The organism is Roseateles aquatilis (assembly GCF_002205645.1).
Taxonomy (GTDB): Bacteria; Pseudomonadota; Gammaproteobacteria; order Burkholderiales; family Burkholderiaceae_C; genus Roseateles; species Roseateles aquatilis.
In genome coordinates, this window is the sequence record NZ_NIOF01000001.1 from 114711 (window position 1) to 133309 (window position 18599).

General features: G+C 70.1%; 15 protein-coding genes. 7 read left to right on the forward strand and 8 right to left on the reverse strand.

Annotated elements, in window-relative coordinates:
- Window positions 1-58: 58 nt before the first annotated feature.
- From CDN99_RS00500 to CDN99_RS00525, 6 genes are all read right to left on the reverse strand, one after another.
- Complete coding sequence (locus CDN99_RS00500; protein ID WP_088382172.1) at window positions 59-376, reverse strand: hypothetical protein; 318 nt, start codon at window positions 374-376, stop codon at window positions 59-61.
- A gap of 54 nt (window positions 377-430) precedes the next feature.
- Window positions 431-1171, reverse strand: a complete 741-nt coding sequence (locus tag CDN99_RS00505) for an SDR family oxidoreductase (protein ID WP_088382173.1) — start codon at window positions 1169-1171, stop codon at window positions 431-433.
- Between the two features lie 44 nt (window positions 1172-1215).
- On the reverse strand, window positions 1216-1467 hold the full coding sequence (locus tag CDN99_RS00510; protein WP_088382174.1) for a hypothetical protein: 252 nt from the start codon (window positions 1465-1467) through the stop codon (window positions 1216-1218).
- A complete protein-coding gene (locus CDN99_RS00515) occupies window positions 1464-1712 on the reverse strand; it encodes a hypothetical protein (protein WP_088382175.1) in 249 nt (82 codons plus the stop codon). The genes CDN99_RS00510 and CDN99_RS00515 overlap by 4 nt, the downstream gene beginning before the upstream one ends.
- Window positions 1713-1967: 255 nt before the next feature.
- Window positions 1968-4031 (reverse strand): M3 family metallopeptidase, encoded by a 2064-nt coding sequence (locus tag CDN99_RS00520; RefSeq protein WP_088382176.1) that lies wholly within the window; start codon window positions 4029-4031, stop codon window positions 1968-1970.
- 294 nt (window positions 4032-4325) lie between these two features.
- Window positions 4326-5000 carry a hypothetical protein gene (locus CDN99_RS00525; protein ID WP_088382177.1) on the reverse strand — a complete coding sequence of 225 codons (675 nt, stop codon included), beginning with the start codon at window positions 4998-5000 and terminating at the stop codon, window positions 4326-4328.
- A gap of 230 nt (window positions 5001-5230) precedes the next feature.
- Between CDN99_RS00525 and CDN99_RS00530 the strand changes: the two genes are divergently transcribed.
- From CDN99_RS00530 to CDN99_RS00540, 3 genes are all read left to right on the forward strand, one after another.
- The gene (locus CDN99_RS00530; protein WP_088382178.1) at window positions 5231-5791 is read left to right on the forward strand and encodes a YaeQ family protein; all 561 of its coding nucleotides are present in this window, start codon (window positions 5231-5233) and stop codon (window positions 5789-5791) included.
- A 96-nt stretch (window positions 5792-5887) separates the two neighbouring features.
- On the forward strand, window positions 5888-8047 hold the full coding sequence (locus tag CDN99_RS00535; protein WP_238139300.1) for a prolyl oligopeptidase family serine peptidase: 2160 nt from the start codon (window positions 5888-5890) through the stop codon (window positions 8045-8047).
- Window positions 8044-8892, forward strand: coding sequence for a DUF924 family protein (locus CDN99_RS00540; protein WP_238139301.1), 849 nt, complete (start codon window positions 8044-8046; stop codon window positions 8890-8892). Before CDN99_RS00535 ends, CDN99_RS00540 begins: the two co-directional genes overlap by 4 nt.
- Window positions 8893-9184: 292 nt before the next feature.
- On the opposite strand, the gene CDN99_RS00545 is transcribed toward CDN99_RS00540, so the two are convergent.
- A complete protein-coding gene (locus CDN99_RS00545) occupies window positions 9185-10897 on the reverse strand; it encodes a long-chain fatty acid--CoA ligase (protein ID WP_088382180.1) in 1713 nt (570 codons plus the stop codon).
- A 316-nt stretch (window positions 10898-11213) separates the two neighbouring features.
- Here CDN99_RS00545 and CDN99_RS00550 point away from each other — a divergent pair, with 316 nt between their 5' ends.
- Both CDN99_RS00550 and CDN99_RS00555 read left to right on the forward strand, forming a co-directional pair.
- Window positions 11214-11741, forward strand: coding sequence for a putative pterin-binding protein (locus CDN99_RS00550; RefSeq protein ID WP_141100576.1), 528 nt, complete (start codon window positions 11214-11216; stop codon window positions 11739-11741).
- 2 nt (window positions 11742-11743) lie between these two features.
- Window positions 11744-13627 (forward strand): ATP-binding protein, encoded by a 1884-nt coding sequence (locus CDN99_RS00555; protein ID WP_088382181.1) that lies wholly within the window; start codon window positions 11744-11746, stop codon window positions 13625-13627.
- 12 nt (window positions 13628-13639) lie between these two features.
- Here CDN99_RS00555 and murB read toward each other — a convergent pair whose 3' ends face one another.
- Window positions 13640-14710, reverse strand: a complete 1071-nt coding sequence (murB, locus tag CDN99_RS00560; protein ID WP_375134355.1) for a UDP-N-acetylmuramate dehydrogenase — start codon at window positions 14708-14710, stop codon at window positions 13640-13642.
- Window positions 14711-15018: 308 nt separating this feature from the next.
- Between murB and CDN99_RS00565 the strand changes: the two genes are divergently transcribed.
- Both CDN99_RS00565 and prsT read left to right on the forward strand, forming a co-directional pair.
- Entirely contained in the window at window positions 15019-15513 is a 495-nt protein-coding gene (locus tag CDN99_RS00565; RefSeq protein ID WP_088382182.1) for a YajQ family cyclic di-GMP-binding protein, read from the forward strand.
- A 147-nt stretch (window positions 15514-15660) separates the two neighbouring features.
- Entirely contained in the window at window positions 15661-18465 is a 2805-nt protein-coding gene (gene prsT / locus CDN99_RS00570) for an XrtA/PEP-CTERM system TPR-repeat protein PrsT (RefSeq protein WP_088382183.1), read from the forward strand.
- Window positions 18466-18599 lie beyond the last annotated feature (134 nt).

Genomic DNA, 18599 nt, shown 5'->3' on the forward strand with positions numbered 1-18599 from the left:
TGGTCAGCGCGGCGTGGATGCGATCGGTCGGCGCGCTCGATCGGTGCGTTTCGCCCGCTCAGCGCTCCAGGCGCGGATCCGCGTTCGGGACTTCGCGGACCTCGACGTCCACGACCTCGCCCTGCGGCGCGCGGCCCGGGCCGGCGCCCATGCCGCCTCGGGCGCCACCGGCGCGGAACGCCTGCGATCGGAACTGCTCGGCGCGGCGGAACGCCGCCGTGTGCAGCGTCGGCTTGCGGCCGCGGATCAGGCTCCACAGCACCACGACGGCAAAGATGACCAGCCCCGCGGCGAGCACCACCAGGAACAGCAGCAGCGAGGCGGCCACCAGCACGACGCGGGCGACCAGGTTCAGAAGTGCGGAGAAAACGTTCATCGTCTTTCGGAGATGCGTCGGTTGTGCGTCAGTTCAAGGGTCTGTCGGGAACGATCAGCCTCGGCCAATGTAGGGCATCTTGGTCGCCATCACCGTCAGGAACGGCACGTTGGCCGACAGCGGCAATTCCGCCATGTAGAGCAGCGCGCTGGCGGCATGGTCCACGTCCATCACCGGCTCCACCATCGTGCCGCCGTGCGCTTGCGGCACACCCTGCTTGAAGCGTTCGGTGAGGTCGGTCTCGGCGTTGCCGATGTCGAGCTGGCCGGCGGCGATGTCGTGCTTGCGGCCGTCCAGCGCCAGCGTCTTGGTCAGGCCGGTGATGGCGTGCTTGGTGCTGGTGTAAGCGATCGACCCGGGCCGCGGCGCGTGCGCCGAGATCGAGCCGTTGTTGACGATGCGACCGCCTCGCGGCGCCTGCCGCTTCATCAGCCCGAAGGCGGCGCGCGCGCACAGGAAGCTGCCGGTCAGATTGACCTCGACAACGGCGCGCCAGATGTCGATGCCGAGCTCGTCGATGTCCGACGCGGGTGCGCCGCGACCGGCGTTGTTGAACAGGAAATCGAGACGGCCGAAACGCTGCTCGATGGCCGCGAAGGCGGCGGCGACCTGCGCCTCGTCGGCGACGTCGGTGGGCAGCACGAGGGCCCGCTCCGGCGCGACCGAGGCGGTCTCCTGCAGCATGTCCTCGCGGCGCCCCAGCAGCGCGACCTGCCAGCCGGCCTGCATCAGCCGGCGCGCGGCGGCGCGACCGATGCCCGAGCCGGCGCCGGTCACGGCGGCGATGCGGAACATGGGAACGGAGGGCCCGGGCGAGGCGACCGGCTCGGGCGAGACGGTCACGTCGGCAGCGAGGGAATCGAGCGGGGCGTCGGCAATGTCCATCCGGCCATCATAGGCAGCGGGGCCATCCGCGGCTGACGCGGGGCTGAAACGGACGAGGCCGGTGCGCCCTGCGCGCGCGACACCAACGGATGCGCCGGCCAGGACAGGCGCAGGCCGCGGTCGGCCTCCCGCTCGGACAGCGACGCCTTGGCCACCGTCGTCATCGCCGTCATCGCGACGGCCCGGCCCAGGACGATGCCGCTCATCGCGCGGCCACCTGCTGGCCGTCGATGCGGCGGCCGGTGATGACCACCGTCGGCAGCGTCCGCACTTCGGCGGTCTTGATGGACTTGCCCGAGATGACCACCGTCGGCAGCCGCTGCGCCTGAGGCTGCTCGGCACGCGCCGGCAGCGCCAGCAGCAGGCCGGCGGCGACGCCGGTCGCCACGCCGATCAGGGCGGCGATGCGCTTGGCGTTGGAAAAACGGTCGTAGCAGCGAATGGTGTTCATCTCGGTCCTCCTGTGCCGCTTGAGGTGTGGTTGCGGCATGGGGTGGACTGTGCCGGGGGTTTTCCCCTAGCAAAAGTGTGCTGCGACCAACCTGTTGTTGCGGGCGACGAATTGCGGATGAGCGCGATGAATGGCGCTGGAGTTCAGGGTTAACCCCAAACGAAGAAGGCCCCGGATGGGGCCCTCGGTTCGCTTTTCGCCCACGGGGCGATCCGCCGGAGCCGGTCCGGCGTGACCCGCTCATGGGGGTGCGCGTCAGGCGGGGATCAGCCCTCGCCCCTTCAGCATGGGCTCGACGCGCGCGTCCCGCCCCCGGAAGGCGCGGTAGGTGGCGCCGGGCTCGCGGCTGTTGCCCACGGCCAGGATGTTGTCCAGCACCGATTGGGCGACCGACCGGTCGAACGGATCGCCGGCCTCGACGAAGGCCTCAAAGGCGTCGCAGTCCAGCACCTCCGCCCACAGGTAGACGTAATACCCGGCCGCGTAGCTGCTGCCGGAGAACAGATGCTGGAAGTGCGTCAGCCGGTGATTCATGCCGATGCCGGGCGGCAGGCCCAGCCGCTCCATCGTCTCGCGCTCGAAGGCGACGATGTCCGGCGCTTGCGGCTGCTCCAGCGCGTGGATGGCCAGGTCGACCAGCGCCGACGCGCAGTAGCGCACCGTCTCGTAGCCCTGGTTGAAGGTGGCGGCGGCCTTGAGCTTCTCCAGCAGCGCGTCCGGCACGGGCTCGCCGGTGCGGTAATGACGCGCGTGGCGCTTGAGCACCGTCGGCTCCGCCATCCAGTGCTCCATCAGCTGGGACGGCAGCTCGACGAAGTCGCGCAGCACCTGGGTGCCGGACAGCCGCTCGAACTCGACTTCCGAAAGCAGCCCGTGCAGGCCGTGGCCGAACTCGTGGAACAGCGTGCGCGTGTCGTCGAAGGACAGCAACGTCGGCTCACCCGGCGCACCCTTCGCGAAGTTGTTGTTGTTCAGGATGATCGGCAGCGCATCGATGCCGTTGCGGGCCTGCCAGCGCAGCGCGTTCATCCAGGCGCCGCTGCGCTTGGTCGGGCGCGCGAAGTTGTCCTGGACGAAGATCCCGCGCAGCGACCCGTCGGCGCGCTGCACCTCGTAGACCTTCACGTCGGGGTGATACCCGCGCACCTGCGGCTGCGCGACGAAGCGCAGGCCGTAGAGGCGCTCGGCGCAGTCGAACATCGCCTGCACCATCGCGTCGAGCGGGAAGAACGGCTTGACCTCGGCCTCGTCGAGCTGGAAGCGCTGCTGGCGCACCTTCTCGGCATACCAGCGCCAGTCCCAGGCCTCAATGGCCTGCTCGTGGCCGAGCTGGGCGCGAACGTCCTCCAGCATCGCCCGCTCGCGCGCGGCGGCGGCCTTGGCCGGCTCCCAGACCTGGTCGAGCAGCCCCTGCACGGCGGACTGGCGGCCGGCCATCGTGTCGGCCAGCGCGTAGTCGGCATAACTTGCATGGCCATGCAGCGCGGCCTGCTCGCGGCGCAGCGTCAGGATCTCGCGGACGATCTCGCGGTTGTCGGTGGCCTCGTCGCCGCCGGCACCGCCATCGCCCCGGTCGACCCAGGCGCGCCAGGCTTGCTCGCGCAGGTCGCGGCGCTCGCTGAAGCTCAGGAAGGGCACGATCAGCGAGCGCGACAGCGTCACCACATGCACGCCCTCCTCGCTCAGGCCGCGATCCAGCGCGGCCTGGCGCGCGGCGGCGCGGACGAAGTCGGGCAGTCCGGCCAACTCGGCCTCGCCGCGCAGCACCAATTGATAGCCGCTCTCGTCGGCCAGCACGTTCTGCGCGAAGCGGGTATTCAGTTCGGCGAGCCGCTCCATGATCGCGGCGTAACGCGCGCGGGCGTCGCCCTGCAGGCGTGCGCCGGCGCGGACGAAGTCGAGGTGCACGCGCTCCAGCAGGCGCAGTTGCTCGGGCGCGAGGCCCAGCGACGCGCGCTGCTCGTGCAGCTGCTCGACACGGGCGAACAGCGCGGCGTCCAGATAGATGGCGTTGTTGTGCGCGGCGAGCGGCGCGGCCATGCGGCGCTGCACGGCTTGCAGCTCGGGCGAGCTGGCGGAAGAGCTGAGCGTCGAGAACAGGTTCTTCAGCGACGTCAACACGCGCCCGCTGCGATCGAAGGCCGCGAGCGTATTGGCGAAGGTGGGGGTCGCGTCCTGCGTGGCGATCGCGGCGAGTTCGGCGCGATGCGCGGCGAGCGCGGCCTCGAAGGCGGGCTCGAAGTGTTCGGCGCGAACCGCGTCGAACGGTGGCAGGCCATAGGGCCCGGACCAGACGGACAGGAGGGGATTGGTGCTCATCGTGACTCCGAAGGCACCACCCCGACAGCGACACGGCTCGGTAGGAGCCAGCGGAAACCGGGGGGCGCCGGCCGATTTTGGAACTTGGGAGGCCGGTGCCCGCCGGGTTTCGCTGGCGGGCACCGCGCTCGGTCGAAACGCGCGTCCGCCGGAACCGTGACCCGATTCCAACGATCACTCGCTCAATTCATCATTCGATCCATCATTCGATCGATCGATTCAATGCTCGATCGAATCCGGGACCCGATCGACCGGACGTTCAAGCGGACCACCCGCCCGAACGCCTGAAGCGGCTTACTTCTTGCCAGCCGCCAGTTCCTTCTTGATCGCGATCTCGTCGGCCTCGTCGTAGGCCTTGTTGCCGCACTTCAGCTTCCACTCGTTGCGCTTGTCGGCCAGTTCCTCGACGTTGTCGTTGAACTCGTCCAGCGACTTGAGCTGCACGTCGACGCGGTCGTTGAACGCCTTGTTCTTCTCGACGCGGTCGGCGCGCGCCTTGTTGAACGCATCGATGCGGGGTTGCAGCGCGTTGGCGCGGGCCGAGTACTCGTCCTGCTTGGCCTTCAGCGCGTCCTTCTCCATCTTGGAGGCGCCGGCTTCGATCTCGGCGCCGAACGCCTTCACGGCCTCGATCTCCGCCTTCAGCGCGGTGCCGGTGGCCTGCAGGTCGGCCTCGGCCTTGTCGGACTCGACCTTGGCGGCCTTGAGCGAATCGCGCTCGGCGAGGACGCCGCTCTCACGCTTCTTCAGCGCGGCGCTCTGGTCCTCGATTTCCTGGTTGGAGGCCATGCAGGCGCGCAGTTCGTCGCGCGTCATCAGCTTGCCCTTGGGCTTGGCGGCCGGCGCGGCGGCGGCGGCCGGAGCAGCGGTCTTGGCGGGCGCGGCGGGCTTGGTCGTGGTGGTCTGGGCAGTGGCCAGGCCGCAGGCCAGCAGGGCGGCGACCGCCAGGGTGGTGCGAATTGTGTTCATGTCGGCTCTCGGGTCATTGCACCCGGTGGGGTGCTGTCTCGTCGATACGTCGGCCGCCGCGCGGCCCGACTGGGCGATGCGGCGCTGCGGCCTGCGAGGCTCGTCCGGCCTGGGCCGGGCGGCGCGGTCGGCATGATGCCACGACCCGGATAATGCGCCGCTTCAGATCGTTTCCGCGGCCCCGCCGCGGGGGCGGACACCGTCCAACGCATGCATCCCGGCACTCCACCATGGCGCTCAAGGCCACCATCCACAAAGCTCAGCTGAATATCTCGGACATGGACCGCCATGTCTACGGCGAGCACAACCTGACCGTCGCCCGCCACCCGTCCGAGACCGACGAACGGATGATGATGCGCATCCTGGCCTACGCGTTGAACGTGCCCGCCGACGACCTGCGCGGCAGGCTCGAATTCAGCAAGGGCCTGTCCGACGTCGACGAGCCGCCGCTGTGGCAGCTCGACCTGACCGGCGAGGTCGTGCACTGGATCGAGCTCGGCCAGCCCGACGAACGCCGCCTGCGCCAGGCGCACGGCCGCGCCGACCGTGTCACCGTGATCGGCTACGCGTCCAGCACGCCGGTGTGGTGGGCCGGCATCCAGAACAAGCTGCAGCGCACGCCCAAGCTGGCGATCTGGCAGGTGCCCGCGGACCAGTCGCAGGCGCTGGCCGCGCTGGCCGAGCGCGGCATGCAGTGGCAGATCAGCATCCAGGACGGGACCGCCTACGTCACCACCGACAAGGGCGCCGTGGAGATCACGCCGCAACTGCTGAAGGAACGCGAGGAGTAAGGTCGGGTTGTCGGGCCTCCGGGCACCCGCCCGGCAAGGCACGCGACCTGCCGGAGACGACCGTTCACCGCCCACCACGCCGCCCAGGAGATCGTTGTGCCGCAACCCGTGCCCCCCCCTGCCGACGCCATCGTCGCCAACGCCGCCGCTGACGCCGCCGGCGCCGGCCTCGGCGCCGACTCCGATGCCGATCCCTTCCTGTGGCTGGAGGCGCTCGATGGCGCCGACGGCGACCGCGCGCTGGCCTGGGTCCGCGAGCGCAACGAGGCGACGCTCGCGGCGCTGAGGGCGCAGCCCCAGTTCGAGCCCATCCGCGAGGAGCTGCTGCACATCCTCAATGCCCGCGACCGCATCCCCCATGTCGCGCGGCGCGGCGAGTGGTTCTACAACCTGTGGCAGGACGAGGCCCATCCGCGCGGCCTGTGGCGGCGCTGCACGCTGGAGGAGTTCCAGCTCGCCGAGCCGCCCTGGCGCCTGGTGCTGGACCTGGACGCGCTCGGCCGCGCCGAGGATCGCAGCTGGGTCTTCCACGGCGCGACCGCGCTGGCGCCGGCCTACCGGCGCTGCCTGGTGTCGCTGTCCGACGGCGGCGCCGACGCGCACGAACTGCGCGAGTTCGACCTTGAGACGCTGCGTTTCGTGCCGCCGTCCGAGGGCGGCTTCTTTGTCCCCGAGGCCAAGAGCGACGTCGAATGGCTGGACGAGGACACGCTGCTGGTCGGCAGCGACTTCGGCCCGGACTCGCTGACCGACTCCGGCTACCCGCGCCAGATCCGGCGCTGGGCGCGCGGCACGCCGCTGGACGCGGCGCCGGTGATCTTCGAGGGCGAGACGGGCGACGTGTCGGTCACCGTCTCGGTCGACCGCACCCCGGGCTTCGAGCGCGTCGTCTTCAGCCGCGCGCTGGACTTCTACAACGAGGCGCGCTTCCTCTGGCGCGACGGCGCCTTCGTCCTCATCGACCTGCCCAGCGACATGAGCGTCCACCTGGATGGCCCATGGATGCTGCTGCGCCCACGCACCGACTGGGCCATCCCGCACGGTCCGACCTACCCGTCGGGCTCGCTGCTGCTGATCGAGGAGGCCGCGTTCTGGCGCGGCGACCGGCATGTGCGGGTGATGTTCTCGCCCACCTCGGGCCGCTCGCTGGAGGACTACACGCTGACGCGGCATCACCTGCTGCTCAACGTCAGCGAGCATGTCGCGAGCCGGCTTGAAGAGTGGGACCTGTCGCGCCATCCGCCGACGCTGCGCCAGGTCAAGGCGCCCTTCCCTGGCACGCTCAGCCTGCAGAGCCTGCACGACCCCGAGCTGCCGCAGGACCGGCTGGGCGACCGCTACCTGCTGCATTACAGTGACTTCCTCAGCCCCGACAGCGTCAGCCTCGCCACCGCGGGCAGCGACGCGCGCGAGCCGCTGAAGCAGCGCGGCGCGCAGTTCGACGCCCATGGGCTGGCGGTGCGGCAGTACTTCGCCACCAGCCCGGACGGCGAGAGCATCCCCTACTTCGTCATCGGCCGGCCCGAGCTCGGCGCGGACACGCCCACGCTGCTCTACGGCTACGGCGGCTTCGAGGTCTCGCTGCAGCCCTGGTACTCCGGCGGCAACGGCCGCGCGTGGCTGGCGCGGGGCGGCCGGCTGGTCGTGGCCAACATCCGTGGCGGCGGCGAGTACGGCCCGCGCTGGCACCAGGCCGCCACCGGCGAGTACAAGCAGCGCAGCTTCGACGACTTCATCGCCGTCGCCGAGGACCTGATCGCGCAGGGCCTGACCCGGCCGGCGCGCCTGGGCATCATGGGCGGCAGCAACGGCGGGCTGCTGGTCGGCGCCTGCATGACGCAACGACCGGAACTCTTCGGCGCCGTCGTCTGCCAGGTGCCGCTGCTCGACATGAAGCGCTACCACCTGCTGCTGGCCGGCGCCTCCTGGATGGCCGAGTACGGCGACCCCGACGACGCGGACGACTGGGCGCACATCGCCGCCTACAGCCCCTACCAGCAGCTCAAGGCCGGCGTCGCGTATCCGCGGGCGCTCTTCGCCACCTCGACGCGCGACGACCGCGTGCATCCCGGCCATGCGAGGAAAATGGCGGCACGCATGGCGGCCCTCGGACAGCCGTGCTTCTATTACGAAAACATCGAGGGCGGCCACGGCGGCGCTGCGGACAACCAGCAGCGCGCGCTGTTGCAAGCCCTCGAGTTCAGCTACTTGTGGCTGCAACTCGGCAGGGAGCTCCAACATGGAGTCGCGACGTGAACCTCGTCATTCAGCATCACCCCGACGCACGATGCTTTCTCGCCCAGCCCCAACCCGGGCTGCTGTGCCGCCTGGACTATGAGCGCCACGGCGAGCAACTGATCATCACCCACACCGGCGTGCCGGCCCAGTTGCGCGGCCTGGGCCTGGCCAGCCAGATGGTGGAGACCGCCGCGCGCTGGCTGGCGCCCGTCCCGCTGCAACTGGTGCCGGGCTGCAGCTACGTGCGCCACTGGTTGCTGCGGCATCCGAGCTGGCGGCGGCTGCTCACGCCGGCCGCGGCGCAGCGTGTGCTGAACGAGTGGTTCGGCGTGCCCGGCGACGAGCAGGACGGCCAGATCCAGTCCCAGTGGTTCCAGAAGGACGACGCCTTCGACGCCTCGCTGCGCGAGCGTTTCGGGCCCGTCGTCGAGCAGGCGTTGCGCGGCGAATTGCGCGACTGGGACTCCACGCCCTGGGGCGCGTTGGCGCGCATCCTGGTGCTGGACCAGTTCACCCGCAACATCTTCCGGGACACGCCGCGCGCCTTCGCCGGCGACGCGCTGGCGCTGTCGGCGGCGCTGACACTGCTGCCGCGCGCGCAGGAGCTCGGCACGCTGGAGCGCTGGTTCGCGACGATGCCGCTGGAGCACGCGGAAGACCTCGCGATGCAGGACCGCAGCGTCGCCGAATTCGAGGCGCTGGCCGCTGAGGACACGCGCCTGGACGACGCATTGGACTATGCCCGCAGGCACCGCGACGTCATCGCGCGCTTCGGCCGTTTCCCACACCGCAACGCGATCCTGAACCGCGCCAGCACCCCCGAGGAAATCGAGTTCCTGAAGCAACCCGGATCGCGCTTCTGACCCCTCGCGCAGGGTCGCGTCCCGCGTCCGCCCCGCCCCAGGCAGAACCGACCAACACATCCGAGTCCCTGCACAAGATCCGATCGCGCCCCGTCAAAGACTGGGCCGACCAAGTCACCGAGCCCTCGGGCAGGGCCGGGGCAGGCGACGAAGTCGTGCCGTCAAGACTGACTGGCGCGTTCTGTTTGAGCGCAGTGAACTGAAGGTGAACGGAGCCGAGTTGAGCGCCCGAGGCACGACGGGAGTCGCCTGCCCCGGCCCTGCCCGAGGGCGCTCTGGGCCGACCCCGTCGCTACTGGTTTTCCTTCTCCTGAAGCAAACGCCACATCACCTTCCCCGACCCTGACTTGGGCAACGCCTCCACGAACTGCACCAGCCGCGGCGCCTTGTACGCGGCCATATGCTCATGGGCCCAATCGACGATGTCCTGCTCGGTCGTCGTGCCTTTGGCCTCGGCCCGCAGCACCACAACGGCCTTGACCGTTTCGCCGCGATAGGCGTCCTTGGCCGCGATGATGCAGGCCTCCTGCACGGCGGGATGGCGATAAAGCAGCATCTCGACCTCTGACGGCCAGACCTTGTAGCCGCTCGCGTTGATCATGCGCTTGAGCCGGTCGGTGATGAAGAAGTAGCCTTCCTCGTCCATTCGTCCGAGATCGCCGGTGCGGAAGAAGCGTCGGCCGTCGAGCTCGACGAACGCGGCGTCCGTCGCCTCGGGCTGACGCCAATAGCCGTGGAAGACCATCGGCCCGTGGGTGATGATTTCGCCGACCTCGCCCACCGGCAGTTCCTCCAGCGTGGTCGGATCCACGATGCGCGAATCCACGCCGAAGATCGGGATGCCCAGGCACTGCAGCTTCGCGCGCTCGGGCGGATTGCCATGGCTGGGCGCGGCCGTCTCGGTCAGCCCGTAGCCCTCGGCGAAGGTCAGGCCGAACTCTTCCTGCAGCCGCTCCGCCACCGCCTTGGGCATGGCCGCGCCGCCGCCGCTCAGATAGCGCAGGCTGCCCAGCTGGAAGCTGCGGTAGTTGGGGCTCGCGAAGAGGTCGATGATCATCGTCGGGATGCAGGTCCAGTGCGTGACCTGATGGCGCGAGATCAGACGCCCGCACAGCTCGCGATCCCAGCGCGGCATGATCACCAGCGTCATGCCGGTGAAAACCGGCCCCAGCACGCCGTACAGCGTGCCGGTGATGTGGAACATCGGCACCACCGCCAGCCCCACCGACTCCGCGCTCGCGTAGCCCCACTGGCAGCCGCCGCAGCTGTTGGACATCAGCGTCGCGTTGGTATGCATGCAGCCCTTGGGCAGGCCGGTCGTGCCCGAGGTGTAGGGCAGCATCGCCAGATCGTCGGGCCCGGCGGTGTGCGGCCCGGGTGCATGTCCCGCGGCCAGCGCGTCGCGCCAGTCGGTCGCGCCGGGCGGCAGCTCGTGCCGCGCGGTCAGCCAGGCGCGCATCGGCTCGGGCGCGCCGCAGTCGGGATCGGGGCCGCCCTCGGGCAGCATCTGCCAGTACTGCGTGACCAGCACCGCTCGCGGCCGCCGCTCCACCGGCAGGCGGTCCTGGGCGGCGGCGACGATGCCCGCCAGTTCGCCGCTGCAGATCACGACCTTGGTCTCGGGGTCGGTCAGGTAATGACCGAACTCGTCCTCCCGGTTCATCGGATTGACCGGCACCACGACCGCGTCGGCGCGATTGACCGCGTAGAAGGCGACCAGGTATTGCGGACAGTTCTGCATGAACAGCGCGACCCGGTCGCCCTTGCCCACGCCCTGCGCCTTCAGCCAGCCAGCCAGCGCCTCGGACTGCCGGCGCAACTCGCCGTAGCCGAGCGTCGCGCCGAGGAACTGCGTCGCGGCCTTGTCGCCGTAGCGCGTCGCGGCGACGTCGAGGTTGAACCACAGCGAGGTGCGGGGAATCGCGAGCCGCCGCGGCAGGCGGCTCGGCCAATGGCTGTACTGCACATCGGCGTTCTCGGGACGAGGGGTGACCACGCGCGTCATCGGTGCTGTCTCCTTGCTTGTCGCGGGGCCTCAGGTGGGCCCCCGCTGTTTGGTCGGATCTTCTGCGCGGCGCCGGCCAGCGCTTGTCGCCGCAGCGACAAGGCCGCGCACGACGGGCCGCCACGCGACCGCCGGGCGCATCGTCATGGGGGTCCGGACCCCAACCGCCGACTGTGGCGCAAATCCGACTGGTGCCCCATCAATCGAGTGGTCCTGGCGAGCGTGCGCCGGTGTGCCGCGCGTAGCATTCGGGCTTTCACCCATGCCCTCCGCCCGCTGGCGCGTTCATCGCGCGGCGTGGCTCCGCTCTTCGTCCATGCCGACCGTGCGCCGTATTGCCCTGCTGGGCCTGCTGACCTGCCTCTTGTCGATCGGATCGCCCGCGTGGGCGCTGCTCGCCGAGCAGCCGCTGGACGCGCCTGCCGGCCCCGTCGTGCTGAGCATCGGCGGCGCGCCGCGTCACGCCAACAAGGACGGGCGGGCGGTCTTCGACATGGCCATGCTGGAGCGCCTGCCGCAGATCAGTTTCAGCACCCAGACGCCCTGGTATCCGGGCACCCGCAAGTTCACCGGACCGCTGCTGCGCGACGTGCTGGCGGCCGCGGGCGCGCAGGGCCAGACGATCGAGGCGCGCGCCCTGAACGACTATCGCGTCAGCATCCCCTTCGCCGACAGCCGCCAGTACGACGTCATCGTCGCGCGCCTGATGGACGACAAGCCGATGACGGTGCGCGAGAAGGGCCCGCTGTTCCTGATCTATCCCTTCGACCGGCACGCCGAGCTGCGCACCAGCGTCCACTACGGCCGCTCCGCCTGGCAGCTCACCAGCCTGGAGCTGCGCTGAGCATGCGCCGGTCCCCCTCCGCGATCCTCAAGCAGCGGCGCTGGCGCGTCCTGGTGACCGCCATGGGGCTGCTGCTGGTGCTGGCGCTGGCGGGGGTCGCCTGGCTGCAGGCTCGGCAGTACCAGGCGCTGAACGGCACGCGGCGCTACCAGGACGACTACCTCGTCTGGAGCCTGTTCCAGTTCGAGACCGAGTCCCTCAAGCTGCGCCTCGCGCTGGAGCAAGCGGCCGGGCCCAGCATGGCGGTCGATCCGGAGCAGGTGGCGCAGCGCTACGAGATCTTCGTCAGCCGGCTCAACCTGGTCGAGAGCGAGCACGCCGCACTGGTGCTGGCCCAGCACGCCGACTACCAGCGCACCGTCGCCCGCGCGCAGGACTTCGTCCGCTGGGCCGACGCGCTGCCGCTGAACGCCGGCTTCATCCGCGAGCATCCCGAACGGCTGGCCCAGGTGGTGGACCGCCTGGAGACGCTGGCCGAGCCGATCCGCGATCTGTCCCTGACGTCCACCCATCACGTCGCCCAGGACGTCACGCAGCGCAACGAGATCATCCGCAAGCAGAGCCTCGTCAGCCTGGGCCTGACGGCGGCGCTGTCGGCGATGGCGTTGCTGTTCGCGGCCATCATCTACCGCCAGTTCCGCGGCCTGGAGCGCTACGGCGACAAGCAGCAGGCCCTGGCCGGACGCCTGCACGAGGCGCAGCGCGAGGCCGAATCGGCCAACCGCGCCAAGACCGTCTTCCTCGCCAACATGAGCCACGAACTGCGCACGCCGCTGCAGGGGCTGCTGGGCATGCTGGGGCTGATCAAGGAAGCGCCGCTGACGCCCGCACAACAGGAACAGCTGAAGGCCGCCAATGATTGCGCCCGGCATCTGCTGGCGGTGCTCGGAGACATCCTGGACGTGACGCGGATGGAGGCCGGCGGCCTGTCCATCGCGCCGGAGCCGCTGCAGCTCAGCGCGCTGATGAACGAGCTGGAGGCGCTCAGCCGGCCGCAGGCCGCGGCCAAGCGGCTGACGCTGAACTTCGGCATCGACGACGACGTCCCTCACTGGGTGCAAGCCGACCCGACGCGGCTGCGCCAGATCCTGCTCAACCTGCTCAGCAACGCGCTGAAGTTCTGCGACCGTGGTCAGGTCGGCTGCCAGCTGCGGCGCGGCATCGGCGGGCTGGGCGAGGACCTGCTGCTGTTCGACGTCAGCGACACCGGGCCCGGCATCGACGCGGCGACGCAGACGCGCCTGTTCCAGCGCTTCAGCCAGGGGGACGCGAGCACCTCGCGGCGCCACGGCGGCGCGGGCCTGGGGCTGGAGATCTCGCGGCGGCTGGCGCGCGCCATGGGCGGCGACATCCACGTGCAGAGCGTGCCCGGCCAGGGCGCCCGCTTCACGCTGGCGCTGCCGCTGCGCGCGGGTGCCGCGGTGCGGGCCGGCCGCGCGGGTATCGACGTCAGCACCGCCGCCGCGACGGCCGCCGACATCACCACGCCGGTGACCGGACTGCGCGTTCTGGTCAGCGAGGACAACCCCACGAACCGCATCGTCATCGAGGCAATGCTGGAGCGGCTGGGCCATCGCGCGACGCTGTGCGAGAACGGCCTGCAGGCGCTGCACGCGCTGCGGCAGCAGCCGTTCGACATCGTGCTGATGGACCTGCACACGCCGCAGATGGACGGCTTCGAGGCGACGCGGGCCATGCGGGAACTGCCCGCGCCGCGCGGCCGCCTGCCCATCGTCGCCCTCTCCGCCGACACCTTCGAGGAATCGCGCCAACGCGCCGACGAGGCCGGCATCAGCGCCTTCGTCGCCAAGCCCGTCGAGCTGGAAACGCTGCAGGCCTGCCTGCAGTCGCTGGTGCCCCACCCTGCCCGGCCCGAAGCGGCCTGAGGCAGCGCCGGATCAGACGACCACCGGCTCCGGCTCCAGCCGGATGCCGAAGCGCCCGTAGACGCTCTCCTGAATGGCGCGCGCCAGCGTCACCACCTCGGCGCCGCGCGCCTCGCCGCGATTGACCAGCACCAGCGCCTGCTTCTCGTACACGGCCGCGCCGCCAACGCTCTTGCCCTTCCAGCCGCAGGCGTCGATCAGCCAGCCGGCGGCCAGCTTGAAGTTGCCATCGGGCATCGGGTAATGAACGATGTGCGGATCGCGCGAGATGATGTCGCGGCACTGGTCCGCGGTGACGACCGGGTTCTTGAAGAAGCTGCCGGCGTTGCCGATGCGCGCGGGATCGGGCAGCTTGGCGCGGCGGATCTCGCACACCCAATCGAAGACCTGGCGCGCGTCGGGCGACGCGATGCCGGTCTCCGCCATCTTGCGTTCCAGGTCCAGATAACCGAGCTGCGGTTGCCACGGCTTCGGGCAGCGCAGGCGCACCCGGGTGATCACGCTCTTGCCGGCCAGGCCGCCGTAGCCGGTCTGCTTGAAGACGCTGTCGCGATAACCGAAGCGGCACACCGACGCCGGCAGGGTCACGCGCCGGCCGGTGGTCAGGTCGACAACATCGACGTTCTCCAACCGGTCCTTCAACTCGATGCCGTAGGCGCCGATGTTCTGCACCGGCGCGGCGCCCACGGTGCCGGGGATCAACGCCAGGTTCTCCAGCCCCGGCACGCCCTGCGCCAGCGAGAACGCCACCGCCTCGTGCCAGGTCACGCCGGCGCCGGCTTCCACGATCCAGCAATCGGACCGCTCCTCGACGCTCAGGCCGGGGATCTCGATCTTGAGCACCACCGCGTCGACGTCGCGCGTCAGCACCAGATTCGATCCGCCGCCGAGCACGAACTTCGGCGCGCGGCCCAGTTCCGGATGGTCGACGACGCGGCGCACGTCGAGCTCCTCGCGGATGCGCACCAGGCGGCGCGCGGTCGCGGGCAGGCCGAAACTGTTGTACGGCTTCAGGTTGACGTCGGTCTCGACGAGCAGGCCATCGCGGCGCTCGGTCGGGGGGGTCGTGGGGGAGGACTGCATGGCAGAATTCTCGCCCAAGATCCCCCCAAGGCAGGACCGCGCCTTCCCGCATCTCGAACCATCCCACCCGCGACAAGCAATCCGAACAACTCGGTACCAAAACGGTTGAAGGACGGTGATGGTTGGGGACGGCAGAGCATGGGTTTTTGCGCAGGCAAAGGCCCCATGCCCTGGCGGCCAACGCGCCACGCGCCATTGGTCGAAGGAGTGTTCGTCGAAGTAACGCCCGCGAAATAGCTCCCGTCCTTTCGACAAGCGCAAGACCCGGTCCACCGATCAACCCTCTCAACGAGCCAAAGACAAACAAGATGCCCAGCTTCGACACCGTTCTCGAACCCGACATGGTCAAGGTCCGCAACAGCGTGGACGCCAGCGCCAAGGAAATCTCCACGCGCTTCGACTTCAAGGGCACCAGCGCCTCGGTCGAATGGAAGGACAAGGAAAAGGAAATCCACGCCACCGGCGATGCCGAGTTCCAGCTCGAGCAGATCGAGGCCGTGCTGTACGCCAAGCTGACCAAGCAAGGCGTGGTGCTGGGCTTCGTGGACAAGCAGGACAAGATCGAGAAGCTGGGCGGCGATCGCGTCAAGCAGGTCTACAAGATCAAGAACGGCCTGGAGGCGGCGGAAGCCAAGAAGGTCGTGGCCGCGATCAAGGAAAGCAAGCTCAAGGTGCAGGCCCAGATCGAGGGCGACATCGTGCGCATCACCGGCAAGGCGCTGGACGACCTGCAGGCCGCGCAGGGCGCGCTGCGCAAGGCGCTGCCGGACCTGCCGCTGAGCTTCGACAACTACCGCAAGTGACGGCCGGCGGGCTCCGGCCAGGGCCGCGACCGCGACCGCGACCGTGACCGACCGGACCCGGACCGCCCAGCCGCCGGTCGGCGCGAGGCCACGGCGCGAGCATCGACAAAACAACGCATCCGGGACGACCCGGGACGAGGGACGGACATGAGCTCATTCCGATGGCACGCCCCGGCCGCCGCCGCGTTGCTGGCGGCCTGCGCCACGCTCGCGCACGCCGACAGCGCGAAGGCCTCGCGCTACTACGAGGACGCGCTCAAGCGCTTCGAGCGCCGCGATGTCGACGGCGCCATCATCCAGTTGAAGAACGCGTTGCAGCAGGACGCGCGGATGCTGTCGGTGCACGTGCTGCTGGGCAAGGCGCTGCTGTCGCGCGGCGAGGCCGCCGCCGCCGAGATCGAGTTCAACGAGGCGCTGTCCCAGGGCATCAACCGGGCCGAGGTCGCCGTGCCGCTGGCGCAGGCGCTGGTGGCGCAGGGCAAGCAGATCGAGGTGTTCAAGCAGCCCTCCCTGGTGCCCGACGGCCTGCCCGATCCGGTCCGCAAGGCGCTGCTGCTGGTGCGCGCCGGCGCGGCGTCGGACATGGGCGACGCCGCGCGCGCCCAGTCGCAGATCGAGGCCGCCCGCGCGATCCCGCCCGATGACGCCGACACCTGGCTCGCCGAAGTGCCGCTGCGCCTGCGCGCGCGCCAGTTCGACAAGGCCGCCATCGCCGCCGACCGCGCGGTGCAACTGGCCCCCACCAACGGCGAGGCGCTCTATCAGCGCGCCACCGTGCCGCATGTGCAGGGCCGGATCGACGAGGCGCTGAAGGGCTACGAGCGTGCCATCGCCGCCGAGCCGCGTCATGTCGAGGCGCAACTGGCCCGCGCCGGCCTGCTGCTCGACATGAACCGCGATGCCGATGCGCTGGCGCAGGTCCAGACGCTGCTCAAGCTGGCACCGACCGAGCCACGCGTGCTCTATCTCAACGCCGTGCTGGCCGAGCGCCGCCATGACTCCGCCACCGCCAAGGCCTCGCTGACGGGCATCACCGCGCAGCTCGATCCGGTGCCCATCGACTTCATCCGCTATCGCCCGCAGGCGTTGATGCTCAACGGACTGGCGCATTACGGCCTGGGCCAGATGGAGAAGGCCAAGCCCTATCTGGAGTACGCCCAGCGTCAGACGCCCAACAGCCCGCTGTCCAAGCTGCTGGCGCAGGTCTACGTGGCCGAGCCCAACCTGGACCGTGCCGCCGACGTGCTGGAGGCCTACCTCAAGGCCTTCCCCGGCGACGGCCAGGCGCTGGTGATGATGGCCTCGCTGCAGATGGCGCAGGGCCGCCACGCGCGCGCCGCGACGCTGATGCAGGAGGCGCTGCGGACCAAGGATGCCCCCGAGTTCCACACCGCGCTGGGCCTGTCGCTGATGCGCGGCGGCCAGTCGGGCGGCGCGGTCGATGAGCTGGAGAAAGCCTTCCAGCGCGATCCGCGCCAGAACTACGCCGGCATGGCGCTGGCCACGCTCTACCTGCGCAACGGCCAGGCGGCCAAGGCCGTCGCGGTCGCCGAGCGGCTGGTCAAGCAGGAGGCGAGCAGCCCCAACGCATGGATCATGCTCGGCGTCGCGCGACGCGCGGCCAACGACTTGAACGGCGCGCGCGAGGCCTATCAAAAGGCCAATCAGCTCGACCCCAGCCTGGCCGAACCGAAGCTGGGCCTGGTGCGCGTAGACATCGCGCAGCGGCAGTTCGACGCCGCGCAGGCGCGGCTGGATGCGCTGATCAAGATCGACGAGCGCAATGCCGACGCGCTCTACGAGCTGGCCCTGCTGAGCGAGGCCCGAGGCCAGACCGCGGACGTGCAACGCTGGCTGGCGAAGGCCGCCGACGTCAGCGGCGCGCGCAACACACGCGCCGATCAGGCGCTGGTCGCGTGGCTGCTGCGTCAGGAACAGCCCGGACCGGCGATGGAGGCCGCCAAAAAGCTGCTGGCCAAGGCCCCGGACGACCCGCAGGCGATGATCACCTACGCGCGGGCGCAACTGGCCAACCGCGACGCGCCCGGCGCGCGGGCGACGCTGACCAACGCCGCGCGGCGCTCGGGTTTCGGCCCGGACCCGCTGACCCAGATCGCCGCGTTGCAGCTCGACGCGCGCGACCTGCCCGGCGCCGCCTACAGCCTGGACAAGGCGCTGCAGGCCGCGCCGCAGCATGCCGGCGCGCTGGCGCTGTCGTCCACGGTGGCGCTGCAGCAAGGCAACGTCGCGCTGGCGGAGAAGCAGGCCCGGCAAGTCATCCAGCAACGACCGACGCAGGCGCTGGGCTACACGTTGCTGGCCGACGTCGCCCAGGCGCGCAATCAACCGGCGCAGGCCATCGAGTCCCTGCGCAAGGCCCACGAGGTGCAGCCGTCCAGTGGCAGCCTGCTGGCGCTGATGCGGGCGCTGGGCCGGCAGGATCCGACGGGGCGCGGCGCGCAGGACCTGGCGGAACGCTGGCTCAAGACCCGCCCCACCGACGTCGCCGCCTGGAAGGCGCTGGGCGATGCCCAGGCCCGCGCCGGCGCCTACCCGGCCGCGCGGCGCAGCTACGACGAGGCGTTGAAGCTGCGGCCGAAGGACATCGAGGCGCTCAACAACCAGGCCAGCGTCATGATCCGGCAGGGCGAAGCCGCCGCCGCGGCGCAGGTCGCCGAGAAGGCGCTGGCGCTGGACCCGCGTAACGCCGTCGTGATCGACACGGCCGGCTGGGCGCACCACCTGGCCGGCAATGCCGACCGCGGCCTGCAGTTGCTGCGCGACGCGCGCCTGCGCGAGCCCGCCAGCCCCGACATCCGCTATCACCTGGCCGCCGCGCTGGCCAAGGCCGGCCGCAAGGCGGAAGCGCGCGAGGAATTGGACGCGGCGCTGCGCGCCAAAGGTTTCGAAAGTCACAAGGACGCGCTGGCGCTGGCCCAAACCCTCAGGTGAGGGGCTTCGTGTCCTGTCAGAAAAACTTACATTCACGTCACATTGACTGGCATGCCTTGCAGCAAGTGCTTGTCGGGCAAGGGAATCACTCGGTTGGCCCAGGCCTTGCTTTATCCCTGGCAACCGATTCAGAA